Source organism: Bacillus sp. PAMC28748 (assembly GCF_014250415.1).
GTDB lineage: Bacteria > Bacillota > Bacilli > Bacillales > Bacillaceae > Bacillus > Bacillus licheniformis.
Genome location: NZ_CP060192.1, coordinates 1,148,132 through 1,162,526, shown reverse-complemented (window position 1 = coordinate 1,162,526; position 14,395 = coordinate 1,148,132). Strand labels below are relative to the sequence as shown.

10 protein-coding genes are annotated in these 14,395 nt (G+C 46.6%); 3 read left to right on the top strand and 7 right to left on the bottom strand.

What is annotated here, in order from left to right:
- Positions 1-91: 91 nt before the first annotated feature.
- Complete coding sequence (locus H7F26_RS05845; protein ID WP_009330005.1) at positions 92-1,108, top strand: hypothetical protein; 1,017 nt, start codon at positions 92-94, stop codon at positions 1,106-1,108.
- Positions 1,109-1,265: 157 nt separating this feature from the next.
- The gene (locus H7F26_RS05840; protein ID WP_227592752.1) at positions 1,266-1,805 is read left to right on the top strand and encodes a hypothetical protein; all 540 of its coding nucleotides are present in this window, start codon (positions 1,266-1,268) and stop codon (positions 1,803-1,805) included.
- Positions 1,806-2,374: 569 nt separating this feature from the next.
- Here the strand turns inward: H7F26_RS05840 and ahpF are convergent.
- From ahpF to H7F26_RS05805, 7 genes are all read right to left on the bottom strand, one after another.
- Complete coding sequence (gene ahpF, locus H7F26_RS05835; protein WP_011198467.1) at positions 2,375-3,904, bottom strand: alkyl hydroperoxide reductase subunit F; 1,530 nt, start codon at positions 3,902-3,904, stop codon at positions 2,375-2,377.
- A 13-nt stretch (positions 3,905-3,917) separates the two neighbouring features.
- Positions 3,918-4,481: an alkyl hydroperoxide reductase subunit C gene (gene ahpC / locus H7F26_RS05830; protein WP_003177913.1), complete on the bottom strand. Its 564-nt coding sequence runs from the start codon at positions 4,479-4,481 to the stop codon at positions 3,918-3,920.
- 464 nt (positions 4,482-4,945) lie between these two features.
- Positions 4,946-7,549, bottom strand: a complete 2,604-nt coding sequence (gene adhE / locus H7F26_RS05825; RefSeq protein WP_011198466.1) for a bifunctional acetaldehyde-CoA/alcohol dehydrogenase — start codon at positions 7,547-7,549, stop codon at positions 4,946-4,948.
- 273 nt (positions 7,550-7,822) lie between these two features.
- The gene (gene gnd / locus H7F26_RS05820) at positions 7,823-9,226 is read right to left on the bottom strand and encodes a decarboxylating NADP(+)-dependent phosphogluconate dehydrogenase (protein WP_009330000.1); all 1,404 of its coding nucleotides are present in this window, start codon (positions 9,224-9,226) and stop codon (positions 7,823-7,825) included.
- Between the two features lie 29 nt (positions 9,227-9,255).
- Positions 9,256-10,602, bottom strand: coding sequence for a GntP family permease (locus tag H7F26_RS05815; protein ID WP_003177906.1), 1,347 nt, complete (start codon positions 10,600-10,602; stop codon positions 9,256-9,258).
- Positions 10,603-10,624: 22 nt separating this feature from the next.
- Positions 10,625-12,166 (bottom strand): gluconokinase, encoded by a 1,542-nt coding sequence (gene gntK, locus H7F26_RS05810; protein ID WP_009329998.1) that lies wholly within the window; start codon positions 12,164-12,166, stop codon positions 10,625-10,627.
- A complete protein-coding gene (locus H7F26_RS05805) occupies positions 12,159-12,890 on the bottom strand; it encodes a GntR family transcriptional regulator (RefSeq protein ID WP_003177902.1) in 732 nt (243 codons plus the stop codon). Before H7F26_RS05805 ends, gntK begins: the two co-directional genes overlap by 8 nt.
- A gap of 315 nt (positions 12,891-13,205) precedes the next feature.
- On the opposite strand from H7F26_RS05805, the gene H7F26_RS05800 reads away from it, so the two are divergent.
- Complete coding sequence (locus H7F26_RS05800) at positions 13,206-14,378, top strand: ROK family transcriptional regulator (RefSeq protein WP_016885632.1); 1,173 nt, start codon at positions 13,206-13,208, stop codon at positions 14,376-14,378.
- The last annotated feature ends 17 nt before the right edge of the window (positions 14,379-14,395 follow it).

Genomic DNA, 14,395 nt, shown 5'->3' with positions numbered 1-14,395 from the left:
ATATTGCATAGAAAGGAGGGGGACATCAATCTTATATTGACGCAATATTCCTTCAAGGATATAATATGGAAATCATTTAAGGGGGGATGGCATGGTGTTTAAAAAACCAAAAGTTTTCATAGCAGCGGTTATCTTAGCTCTCAGCAGCTTTGCGGGGACGGCTGCATATGCGCAATCAGGCTACTTTAATACGTATACCGATTATGTTTCCATGTCTAAGTCGGGGTATTTCACGGCGATGCAGGGGATGTGCGTCGACCGCAATAACAATGTGATCTACGCTGCAAAATTGAATAACACGAATCACACGACGCAGTTATTCTCTGTGAAAATGAGCGGTACGGCAAGCAATAGAACCGTTGCACTTCTTAAAAATTCGGATACCAATACTACGAGCTATGATTTAGGGCACGCCAATGACTTGGCTGTCAAAGCATCTGCGGGCGATAAAAGCGTCAGCGTTTATGTGGCGCCGATGTCTGACGGCACTAAGTATGCCAATAAAATCGTGAAGCTCAGCGTCGATACAACGAAAAATACTTATAAAGTGGCTAAAACATATGTGCTGAATTATCAAGGTTCGAATTTGTCGATTGGCGGTATCACATACTCGGTTGGGACGGATAAATTTATCGTAAGATCGGGAAAAAGGTTCTTTATTGGGACATTCAATGATACAACCGGAAAATTCGACTATGAAGCAACGTTTAAATTAAACTATTCGAAAGCTGTTGTGAATCATCAGACAATGGATGTTTCGCATTTCATTCAGCAAGGAATTTCCTTTTACCAGGGGACATTGTATGTGCCGCTTACAAAACCGGACAGCAATGGCAATGCTTCAAATGTGAGCATTATATTGACGTACCCTTTAAATATCAATGAAATGATTAAAGAGCAAAAAACAAACCCGATTCAGGACTTTTCGAAGGAATTGTTTACTCGCAGCGATTTATCTTTCAGAATTACCAGCAGTGCATACACGCTTTTTGAAATAGAGGCTGTCGATTTTGATGACGGGACGCTTTACTTTAATACGAATCGCGGAAAAAGCGGAACGCAAAACGATATGATCGCGACATTTAATGATTATAATTATTATAAGTAAATGACGTGTTGTTAGGTGCAAGGGGGCGGTCTCTTGCGCCGTTTTTGTTACGCGAAGGGAGGTCAATATGTATTTTTCGGCAAAGAAAAAAATAAGAGGCTGGAAAAGACTGAAACGAAGAATAGAATGGTGGAAATCAGACAATATTCAATTGAATATGGAATATTTAAGAGATCATCATAGAGATTACGTTAAATTATGGATATCCCCTTTTTACGGGCTTCAAACAGTGACTCCTCCATTATGGTATAAACGCTTGCTTTTGGAGGCGATGATCGATGTCTATCATGAATGGCATAAGCAATTGAAAGCTGAAAATGAAGATTTCTACTTGAAAATTTGGTTGTATGAGCCTGATTTTATCCGTTCACAAATTGTGGCTGCTTATAAAGAAGCGATTGATTTTTACAGTGGTTCTTTCGACAAGCAAGAAGAAAAAGAAGCGTTCTCTTTGAAAATATACGAACCTTTAGAACATGAGCTGAATGCATTTGAATGGGAACCTCATATTCATACCGTGTATTACCGGCTATCTGATCTGGAGGAGGACCTCGAACTAGGATTGAGAAGCAGCGGCGATGTGCTGCGCATAAAAGAAATGTCCTATTCAAAAGATAATGACGGAAAAGATGAGTGGTATAAAGTGAGCGCAGGAACTGTATGGGTTGGTTCATTAAAAGAGGGGCCGCAGAAATAAGGCCGGTTGTATTGACGCCGGCCTTTCGCTTATCAAAACTGAGGCTGTTCATCAATTGAAAGAATGCTCGAATGTAATGTTTGGGCGATTAAGTCTCCAATTCAAAGTACTTCGCTTCTTCCACGTTCAACTGCATGAAGGAAAAACCTGATAAGCTGAGATGGCTGATATAAGTTGATATGACATCGTGGACTAATGTCTTCTTATACGTATACTTCTCAGTAATATAGATCTAAAGTTCATGTCACTTCGTTAAAAGAAAAAGTATCCCGCCTAACATACAAATGATGATAAAGAAAGCAGTTGAGTTCATAAAAGACTGTTCTTTTCTCATTTCAAGTAACCTCTATTCATGATGACTAATATTAAAACTACTATATTTATAGTACCAAATTAAAGAAGATGAGAAAATGAATTCTATTATAAGGGGTTATGACTACAAAGAGGGCGCCTCCGTGCCGAGGTGCGCTGCTTGAGGGATGCTTCCATTGCCAAAATCGAATGAGCCGTGGTTGCGGGAATACAGAAAAACGCTATGCTGAAAACTTCAGCATAGCGTTTTTTATAGATTAATTCCGAATCAGGTAGTCAAACGCGCCTAAAGCAGCGTTTGCTCCGGATCCCATGGAAATGATGATTTGGTTGTACGGGCTGTCTGTGCAGTCGCCGGCAGCGAACAATCCAGGGATGGTTGTTTCGCCGCGTTTGTCGACTGCGATTTCGCCGATGCGGTTGCGTTCGACGGTTTCAGGCAGCCATTCCGTGTTCGGCACAAGACCGATTTGGACGAAGACGCCTTGGAGCTCGACGTGTTTTTCTTCTCCTGTTTCACGGTCTACGTAAGTAATGCCGTTTACGTTTTCATCGCCCGTGATTTCTTTTGTTTGGGCGTTTTTCACGACAGTCACGTTGGGGAGGCTGTAGAGACGTTTTTGCAGAACTTTGTCTGCTTTCAGCTCCGGCGCAAACTCAAGAACAGTCACATGGTTGACGATGCCTGCAAGGTCAATCGCCGCTTCGATGCCGGAGTTGCCGCCGCCGATGACGGCGACGTCTTTGCCTTCAAACAATGGTCCGTCACAGTGAGGGCAGTATGCGACACCTTTGTTTTTGAACTCTTGTTCGCCGGGTACGCCGATATTGCGCCAGCGTGCGCCAGTTGAAAGAATGACGGTTTTGCTCTTCAGAACAGCGCCGTTTTCGAGTTCTAGATGGAAAAGGTCTTTTTTCTCGAGGCCTTTTGCTCGTTGCAGGTTCATGACGTCGATATCATAATCCTTCACGTGTTCTTCAAGGCTTGCCGCAAGCTTAGGCCCTTCGGTGCGCTTCACGCTGATGAAGTTCTCGATGCTCATCGTGTCAAGGACTTGGCCGCCGAAGCGTTCGGCAACGATTCCCGTACGGATGCCTTTGCGCGCCGCATAGATTGCTGCGCTGGCGCCGGCAGGCCCGCCTCCGACAACGAGTACATCGAACGGTTCTTTATCAGAAAGCTCAGACGCATCTGTGCCGCTGCCCATCTTCGCAAGAATTTCTTCAAGCGTCATTCGGCCGCTTCCAAAGGATTCGCCGTTCAAGTATACGGTCGGCACAGCCATAATGTTTTTGCTTTCGACTTCTGACTTGTATGCCGCACCGTCGATCATTGTGTGAGAGATGTTCGGGTTGAGCACGCTCATCATGTTCAATGCCTGCACAACATCCGGGCAGTTGTGGCATGTGAGGCTGATATAAGATTCGAAGCGGTACTCGCCGCTGATGTTCTTGATTTGATCGATGATTTTTTGATCGACTTTCGGCGGTCTGCCGCTTACTTGCAAGAGTGCCAGCACCAAAGATGTGAATTCGTGACCGAGCGGAACCCCGGCGAATGTCACGCCTGTATCTTCTTCGGCACGATTGACGCTGAAGCTTGGCGTTCTGTCGAGCTGCGCCTTTTCAACAGTGATTTTTGATGACATGGAAGCCAGCTCTTCTACAAGAGCCAGCATATCCTTAGAGACACTGTCATCGCCTGCACTGACTTTAAGGACGATGTCATTTTCAATCATCTGCATGTATTGGTTTAATTGTGCTTTGATATTTGCTTCAAGTACCAATTGAATGCACTCCTTAGATTTTGCCTACTAGGTCAAGGCTTGGTGTCAGTGTTTCAGAACCTTCTTCCCATTTAGCCGGGCAAACTTCGCCTGGGTTTTGGCGTACGTATTGAGCCGCTTTTACTTTGTTGATCAGGATGCTCGCATCACGGCCGATACCGCCTGCGTTGATTTCAACAGCTTGGATGACGCCGTCCGGATCGATGATGAATGTTCCGCGGTCAGCAAGACCTTCTTCTTCGTTCAGCACTTCAAAATTGCGGGAGATCGTTTGAGATGGGTCGCCGATCATCGCGTAAGTGATTTTGCCGATTTTCTCAGAGCTGTCATGCCATCCTTTATGTACGAAGTGAGTATCTGTAGAAACAGAGTATACTTCGACACCTAGTTCTTTTAGAGCTTCGTAGTGGTTTTGAAGGTCTTCAAGCTCAGTCGGGCAAACAAATGAGAAATCCGCTGGATAGAAGCAGAAAATGCTCCATTGGCCTTTCAGATCTTCGTGTGTAACATCGATAAACTCACCGTTTTTGTAAGCTTTTGCTGCGAATGGTTGTACTTCTTTTCCGATTAGAGACATAATATCGTCCTCCTGAATGTAGTTTAAGAGAAATAAAATTGTAAACTTTATTTCTCTATAATTATTATAATTATATACAAATTATCAAATAATAAATATTTTTTGTCAAGGGGAAAGACCTTTATTTTTTTGTTAAGTATTTCAGCTAAAGAAAAGAGTTGGAGTTTCATTTTCATATAGTATGATTGGCACAAATGATAGAGAAGTGAGAATAAAGAGGCCTAATTGAAAATAAAGAAAAGCCGTCGGAATGACGGCTTCAGCGTGTCGACAAATCCTCGCATTCGTTGTCAGGCCTGCGCGTCGGTGCTCACGAATTCCAACATTCGCTGCGCTCCGATGCTCGGCCTTCCTAGACTGCAAGGGTTTTCAATCACGCTGAAAGGATGACAAAATCCCAAAACTAAAAGTCGTTTTGGGATTTTGTCAACAAACTAAAGCCGTCGGAATGACGGCTTTTTTGGCTAAACTCCTTTATACGCGGAACGGTAAATCTCAGCCAGCTCTGAAACGAGCGGCAGCTTAGGATTGGCTGTCGTGCACTGATCTTCAAAGGCGCGCTCGGCCATGAGATCTACTTTGCTTTCGAATGCGGCGGCATCCACGCCGTTTTGTTTAATGCTCATCGGAATTTTAAGCTCTTTGGCAAGCGAGATGATCTCCTGGATGAGGCTTTCAACGCCTTCTGCAGTTGTTTTTGCAGGCAGGCCGAGCGTTCTGGCAATCTCCGCGTAGCGCTGGTCGGCTATGAAGTGGCTGTATTTAGGAAATGCCGTGAACTTTTTCGGCTTCGCTGCATTATAGCGGATCACGTGCGGCAGAAGGATGGCGTTTGCCCGTCCATGAGCGATCTGAAACTCGGCGCCAAGCTTATGGGCTAAGCTGTGGTTGATGCCGAGGAAGGCATTGGAAAATGCCATTCCGGCAATCGTTGATGCATTATGCACTTTTTCGCGGGCCAGCTCGTCGCTGCCGTTTTTGTATGCTCTTGGCAGATATTCGAAGATCAGCTGGATGGCCTTCATGGCCAAGCCGTCAGTATAGTCGTTGGCCATGCACGATACGTATGATTCAATTGCGTGTGTCAATACGTCCATTCCTGTGTCGGCCGTGATATGTTTCGGCACGGTCATGACAAATTGCGGGTCAATGATCGCGACATCCGGTGTTAATTCATAATCGGCCAGCGGGTACTTTGTATTCGTTTCTTTGTCTGTAATGACAGAGAATGAAGTGACTTCAGAACCTGTGCCTGATGTCGTCGGGATTGCGACGAATTTTGCTTTTCCTCCCAGTTTCGGGTATTTGACGATGCGCTTGCGGATGTCCAGAAATTTTTGCTTTAAGCCAAAGAATTCAGCATCAGGGTGCTCGTAGAACATCCACATTCCTTTTGCGGCATCCATTGCCGAACCTCCGCCGAGGGCGATGATGACATCCGGCTGGAATTTGGCCATCATGTCGACGCCGTTCATCACCGTTTCGATTGAAGGATCAGGCTCGACATCAGAAAAAATTTCGCAATGAACGTAATCCGGGCGCCTTCTTAAGTAGTGAAGGGCGCGGTCTACATATCCGAGTTTCACCATTCCCGGATCGGTCACAATAAACGCTTTTGAGATGTCAGGCATTTTCGCTAAATATTGGGTTGCGTGTTTTTCAAAATAGATTTTTGGAGGCACTTTAAACCACTGCATATTGACATTCCTTTTCGCCACTTTTTTCGTGTTGATTAAATGAACGGCCCCTACGTTTGACGAGACGGAGTTCCCGCCATATGTGCCGCAGCCGAGCGTTAAAGAAGGCATATAGGCGTTGTAAATGTCGCCGATCGCTCCTTGTGACGACGGTGCATTGACAATGATCCGGCCGGCCTTCATCCTTAAGCCGAATTCTTTAACGGCTTCTTGATCGTTCGTATGAATCACCGCCGAGTGGCCGGTTCCCCCGAACGCCAGCATCTCTTCGGCGCGTTTTAATCCTTCTTCAAGCCCGCTGACTTTGTAGCACGCTAAAACAGGGCTCAGTTTTTCTCTGGACAGCGGGTCATCCGGACCTACACCTTCTAATTCGGCGATGAGGATTTTTGTATCTTGCGGCACTTTGATACCGGCCATTTCAGCAATTTTGAATGCCGGCATGCCGACGATATCAGCGTTTACCGCGCAAGTATTTTCATTGATGACCAATTTTTCGACCTTTGATTTTTCGGTTTTATTTAAGAAATAGCAGTTGTTTCTTGTCATTTCGGCTTTGACGTCTGAGTAGATGCCTTTGTCTATGATGACGGCCTGCTCTGATGCGCAAATCATGCCGTTGTCAAATGTTTTGGATAAGATCAGATCATTGACGGCTTGCTTCAGGTTGGCAGACTTCTCGATGTAGCACGGAACGTTTCCAGGTCCGACGCCAAGGGCCGGTTTTCCGGAGCTGTAAGCGGATTTCACCATGCCTGCGCCTCCTGTTGCGAGGATCAGGGAAACGTTCGGGTGGGTCATTAGGGCTTGCGTTGCATCCAGAGAAGGCGTCTCGATCCATTGGATGCAGTTGTCGGGTGCTCCTGCTTTGACGGCTGCGTCCCGAAGGATTCTCGCCGCTTCGCGGCTGCATTTTTGGGCGGATGGATGGAAAGCAAACACGATTGGATTTCTTGTTTTAATTGATATCAGGGACTTGAACATGGTGGTGGAAGTAGGGTTGGTCACCGGCGTCACGCCGGCGATGACACCGACAGGCTCCGCGATTTCAATGACTCCGTCGTGTTCGTTTTCATTGATGATGCCCACTGTTTTATCGTATTTGATATGATGGTAGACATACTCTGTGGCAAACATGTTTTTAATGATTTTATCTTCATAAACGCCGCGCTTCGTTTCTTCGACGGCAAGTTTGGCGAGAGGCATGTGCTGATCAAGGCCGGCAAGCGCCATCTGTTTGACGATCTCATCAATCTGCTCCTGATCAAAGCTGCGGAATTCTTCCAATGCCTTTAGGCCTTTTTCGACTAGCTGATCAATCATGTTTGAGGCATTTTGCTTTTGTTTCATGTTCTTTTCTTCGATTGCCATTGTAAACCCTCCAGTGAATGAATAGGAATTTGATTACAACAGGATGTCCAGGGATGAATGAAGTCGGTAAAGTTTGTGAAACATTTCACAAGTTAGGTTAAAAATTTTTATCCCTGAAGCGGATATCTGGTTTATTTTGGCATCAATCCTCCTTTTCTGTTGTTGAATTTATCATAGCACGAATTTGAAATATAAGTTTGTGAAATGTTGAACAAAGTATGAAAATCCATTTGAGTGAAATAAGAATGCACCCCGAGATCCGGGGTGCAGTTTTTAATACCAGTCCGTATGAAACACGCCTTCCATATCCGTCCGCTCATACGTGTGAGCGCCGAAATAATCGCGCTGGGCCTGCAGGAGGTTTGCGTTTGAGCGGCCTGTGCGGTAGCCGTCGTAATAGGAAAGGGCAGTGCTTAGGCACGGGAATGAGATGCCTGAGCTGATGCCTTCGCAGACGACCTTCCGCAAGCCGGACTGGTATTCTTTTAGTTTTTCAGCGAAGTCAGGTGCGACCAGCAGGTTGGACAGGTCCGGCTGTTTGTCGAACGCCTCGCTGATGAGATTTAAAAATTGTGCGCGGATGATGCAGCCGCCGCGGAAGATGAGGGCGATGTCCTTTAACGGCAGGTTCCATCCGTTCAGGTCAGATGTCATTTTGTATTGAGCGAAGCCTTGTGCATAGGCGCAGATTTTGCCCATATATAATGCCTGTCTGACGCGGTCGATCCACACGTTTTGATCCAGGCGCCGTTCTTCTGTTGCAGGTCCGGCCAATACTTTTTCCGCAGCTGTCCGTTCGTCTTTTAATGATGACAGGTAACGGGCAAACAGGGATTCCGTGATAATCGATGATGGAATGCCGTTGTCGACGGCCTGCAGGCTCGTCCATTTGCCCGTGCCTTTTTGGCCGGTTTTGTCGAGGATGACGTCAATGAGTGGAGCGCCCGTCTTCTCATCCTTTTTCCGCAGGATCTCCGCCGTGATTTCGATTAAATAGCTGTTCAGCTCTCCTTGATTCCACGTGTCGAAAATGTCAGCGATTTCATCTATCGGCAAAAGAAGCTTTTCTCTTAAAAACGTATATGCTTCGGCGATGAGCTGCATGTCTGCGTATTCGATGCCGTTGTGCACCATTTTGACAAAATGACCCGCGCCTTTCGGACCGATGTAGACACAGCATGGATCTCCATCCACTTGGGCGGCGATTTTTGTGAGAATCGGAGCGGCTTTTTCGTAGACGTCCCGGTCTCCGCCTGGCATAATGGATGGGCCTTTTAAAGCGCCGATTTCGCCGCCGGAAATGCCGATTCCCAAGTAGCCGATTCCTTTCGCTTTCAAACTGTCATATCGTCGTTCTGTATCTTCATAGTGGGAGTTGCCGCCGTCCATGATGACGTCCCCTTCTTCAAGCAGAGGGACGAGCGAGTCGATGACAGAATCGACCGGTTTGCCTGCTGTGACCATAAGAAAGATTTTTCGCGGCTTTTCTAAAGACTGTACGAAATCTTCAAGCTCATAGTATGGCTTGACTGTTTGGCCTCCCGTTTTTTGGACGAGTTGATCGGTTAAATCCCTTGTGTAGTTATAGACGGCGACTTGTTCGCCTTTGCTTGCCATGTTCAGGGCGATATTGCTCCCCATGACCCCCAAACCTATGACACCGATTGTATTGCACATGTAGTACCTGCTCCTTCACTAAAACTTTTTTATACAAATAGACTTAACAATAAAGTAAATCCTAATCCGGCCACCGCGATAATTGTTTCAAGCAGTGTCCAGGTGGCGAATGTTTCTTTCATGCTCAGGCCGAAATACTCTTTGAACATCCAGAAGCCCGCGTCGTTGACATGGGAAGCGATTACACTTCCTGCCCCTGTTGCAAGCACAACCAGTGCAAGATTGACATCGCTTTGTCCGAGCATCGGAAGAACGAGTCCGGTCGTGCTTAATGCAGCAACTGTCGCGGAACCTAAAGAGATTCGCAGAATCGCGGCGATGACCCAGGCGAGCAAGATCGGCGACATGGCCGTTCCTTTGAATAATTCAGCTACATAGTCGCCTACTCCGCCGTTGATCAAGACTTGTTTGAATGCGCCGCCGCCCCCGATGATCAAGAGCATCATTCCGATTTGAGTAATGGCGGTTGAACAGGAATCCATCACTTGTTTGATCGGGATCTTTCTGGCGATACCCATCGTATAAATCGCGAACAACAGGGAGATGACCATCGAAGTCGAGGCATTCCCGATTAAACGAATCGCTGCCAGGAAGCTGTTGTCTGCAAGTCCCATTGTTTCTTGAATGAGAGTAATAATAGTCGAAATCGACATGATAATGACTGGAAGCATAGCTGTGAAGACGCTGATGCCAAAGGCTGGCGTCTCTTCAAGCTTGAACGTTTTCTGTTCACCGAGTGAAGCGATGCTGCCCATTTTCTCAAATGATTGCGGTACGATTTTTTTCGCCAGTTTCGTAAATAAAGGTCCGGCCAAAAGAACGGTTGGAATTGCAACAATGATACCGTAGAGCAGCACTTCCCCGATATTGGCGCCGAGTTCTCCCGCGATAGCCGTCGGTCCCGGATGCGGAGGCAGGAAGCCGTGTGTGACGGATAAGGCCGCCGTCATCGGAATTCCGAGGTATAAAATAGAAATCTTCAATTCTCTTGAAATTGCGAATACAATTGGAATCAATAAAACCAATCCGACTTCGAAGAATAAAGCAACCCCGATGATAAAGGAGGCGATGACGACCGCCCATTGGATGTTTTTCTCCCCGAATTTGTTGACGAGGGTCATCGCAATGCGCTGAGCGCCCCCTGAATCCGCGATCAGCTTGCCCAGCATGGCGCCGAGCCCGAAGATCAATGCGATATGGCCGAGCGTTCCGCCAAGGCCTTGTTCAATCGTTTTGACGATGTCGTCAAACGGCATTCCAAGTGCCAATGCAACACCGAACGATACGATAATCAAGGAAACAAACGTATTCAGTTTTAACCCCATAATCAAAAGCAATAATGCGACAATCCCGATTGCTACGATTAATAATGGCATGATAACGCCTCCAATTCTTCCCCTATTTTTTGCTGGTTAAGCTTCTTTGATAATTTGCAATTTGTGTATACTCGTTTTCCAGTGCTCGAGATAAGTTGATAAAGATCGGCATTAATTTTCTGTATTCTTTGGCCGATTCTTCTTTCGGCGCGTGTCTGTGCGTGCTTCCGACCATGTCGGAGACGACATCGAACGAATCGATTTTTCCCGTCGCGTACAGTCCCAAAATGCAGGCTCCGAGACAAGAGCTTTCATAGCTTTCCGGCACGACGACTTCCGATTCGAAAATATCGGCCATCATTTGCCTCCACACATCAGACCTTGCGAAGCCTCCGGTCGCCTGAATTCGGGCAACTGGACCGTCCATGCATTCTGTCAACGCCAGGAAGACGGTGTACAGATTGTAAATAACCCCTTCCAATGCCGCGCGGATCATGTGTTCTTTTTTATGGGACATGGTGAGGCCGAAGAATGAACCGCGCACATCCGGATTCCAGAGCGGCGCCCGTTCGCCAGCGAGGTATGGATGGAACAGCAGTCCGTCGGCACCCGGTCTGACGCGTTCGGCAATTTTGGTCAAGACATCATATGGATCAATGCCGAGGCGTTTTGCGGTTTCGATTTCTGATGAAGCAAATTCATCTCTGATCCAGCGAAGGACGATCCCGCCGTTGTTGACTGGCCCGCCGATGACCCAATGGTTTTCAGTTAAGGCATAGCAAAAGATTCTGCCTTTTTCATCGGTTTGCGGCTCATCGATAATCGTGCGAATCGCGCCGCTTGTCCCGATGGTGACGGCGATTTCGCCTTTTTTAATCGCGTTGACGCCGAGGTTGGACAGCACGCCGTCGCTTGCGCCGATGACAAACGGCGTTTGCGGATCGATTCCCATCATCGCCGCCAGTTCCGGATTGCAATTATGGAAAATTGCTGTTGTCGGAACGAGCTTTGATAAGTGGTCGGGCGTGATGCCGGCAATCGCAAGTGCTTCTTCGTCCCAGGCCAAGGTTTTGAGATTCATCATTCCCATCGCCGAAGCTAATGAGTGATCAACGACATATTGATCAAATAGTTTTTTGAAAATATATTCTTTGATTCCGATATATTTTTTCGCTTTGGCAGCGGTTTCAGGATGTTCGTTCACAATCCACGTGATTTTGCTTAGCGGCGTCATCGGGTGAATCGGCGTTCCCGTCCGTTTGTAGATATTGTGCCCGTTCATTTCTTCTTTGATTTTATGAGCCCAGCCTTCGCTTCTGTTATCTGCCCAAGTGATGCAGGAGGTGAGCGGCTTGTCGTTTTCGTCCATCGCAATCACGCTGTGCATCGCACTGCTGAATGAAATGAATGACGGCTGTTTGTCGGGATGCTGCTGCATGATTTTCGCCGTTGACTGGATGACGGCCTGAAAGATCTCATCCGGGTTTTGTTCAGCGGTCGAGATGTCCGGCGTGTGAAGCGGGTAGCCGATGCTTTCCTTTTGGATCACGTCCCCTTTTTCACTGAATAAAACCGCTTTCGTGCTTGTCGTACCGATATCTATGCCTAACATATAACTAGTCATTTTGTTGTTCGGCTCCTTTCGCCAGCATTTGTTGCGACAGCCATAGATCTTCAACTTTACCTTGTACGTCATCGAAATTTTGATGTAGGGATTTAAGCATCAGATCCCTGTCTTTCGTTTTGATCGCTTGAATATAAAGTTCATGGTTATCGAGAATTCGTTCAAAGTCTTCGTATTTTTCTTTTAAGCGGGCCCGCATGGATAAAAGAATAAAGCTTTCCATCACAGGTTTGAGATTGTTCCATATCATCAAAATGTAAGAATGATTGATGGAGCGGACAATCGTTTCGTGAAATAAGACGTCTTGAAATGAGAACTCGTCGGCATCTTTGTATTTGATGGAGACTTTCATCATCTCCAATATTTTGCTGAGGTCTGTTACCAGTTCGTCGACATTGGCCTGTCCAAGCCGTTCGAATACGAATGTTTCCATCACCAGGCGCACATCATAAATTTCTCCTATTTCTTTTTCGGTTAAACCGATGACAACGGCCCCCATCCGTTCCAAACGGATGATTTTTTCCGATGCCAGTATTTTTAAAGCCTCGCGGATGGGAGACCGGCTCACCGAGAATTCCGCAGCCAATTTATTTTCAGATAAAATGGTACCGCTTTCAATCAAACCGGAAATAATGCGCATTCTCAGCTCGCATGCGACGCGAACACCAGTTGAAGCTCTAGAAAGCCACTTCTCCGGATATAAAAGGCCTTTAGATTCGCTCATACACTCACCTTCCTAGTTATACGAGTATACTTGTATACAAGTATGATAACGCGATTATTTTGATTATGCAAACACTTTCATTTTAAATTTTTCGAAAAATTTTTCCATTTAGAAACCATTTGTTTTGCAGAAGCGCTTTGAAAGCCCCCCTGAAGCAAAAAAGTAAAGGGAGCAGGTGCCCTTTATGTTTTGACCATTTCTGTGGCAATGTTGTACAAAGCCTTCGGAAACACCTATCTTGTTTTCGTTTGTTAATTTAATTAATTAACCATGGTACAATAAAACCTACGATATGGTGTAAATGGAGGATTTCACATGCAGCGTGGTACATTTCAATTAATGAAATCGGTGAACAAATCGATCATTCTTAATAAAATCAGAACTTCAGAGCCGATTTCGAGAGCCGAGATCGCCAAGGAAACAAAGATTACCCCTCCCACGGTCTCAAGCATTGTCAAAGAGCTGATCGAACAAGGGCTCGTGAAAGAAAGCACGCTCGGCCATTCGAGCGGCGGAAGGAAGCCGACAATGCTGCACATCAACACAGGTGCCTATTATGTCATTGGCATTGATGCCGGGCCTGAGACGGTGGAGTGCATCTTAACCGATTTAGCCGGAGGGATACTGCAGCGGACATCCAGCCTGCTGAAAAAACCGCTGACAAACGAGACGTTCATTGATGTTTTAAAAGAAAATGTTTATGCGATTTTGGGACGGGCCGATGTCAATCAGGAAAAGATCATCGGGATCGGCATCGCAATGCACGGGGTCGTCGATGCTGAAACGGGAATGTCACGCATCGCCCCGATTTTAAACCTAACCAATATTCCCATTAAAGATGTGCTGGAACAAGAATTCAACTTAACGGTCAGAGTTGAAAACGATGCCAGGGCGATGGCGCTTGGCGAATCGTGGTTCGGCGGCCGCGATGACGCAGGGAGCATGGCTGCCGTGAATATCGGCCGCGGCGTCGGTGCGGGGATCGTCATCAACGGAAAACTGTACCATGGAGCTGAAGGGATCGCGGGTGAACTGGGCCATATGATCATTGATATCAATGGAGAAAAGTGCGAGTGCGGCAACCGCGGCTGCCTGCAGACGATTGTGAGCGGAAAAGCAATTGCCGAACGGGGGAAAAAGCGGTTGAAAGAAAGCACTGACAGCCTGACAGCCAAAGATTTGTTTGAAATGGCCGAGAACGGCTGCCAAACATGTATCGAACTTTTTCAGGAAACCGGTGTGATCATCGGAATCGGGCTGACCAATTTCATTCATCTTGTCAATCCGGGCAAAATCGTGCTGGGAGGAGGAGTGATGAAGGGCGGGAGGTTCATATTGCCGGCGATACGAGAAACGATACAGCAGAAAGCTTTAACAGCCGAAGCGAGGCAGACAGAAGTGACGATAACGAAGCTCGGCGATGAAGCGACGCTTTACGGAGCCGTTTCATTGCTGCTGGCGGAGCTGTTTAATCCGGTGCTAAAATAAGCTTATTTTTTCGCCTA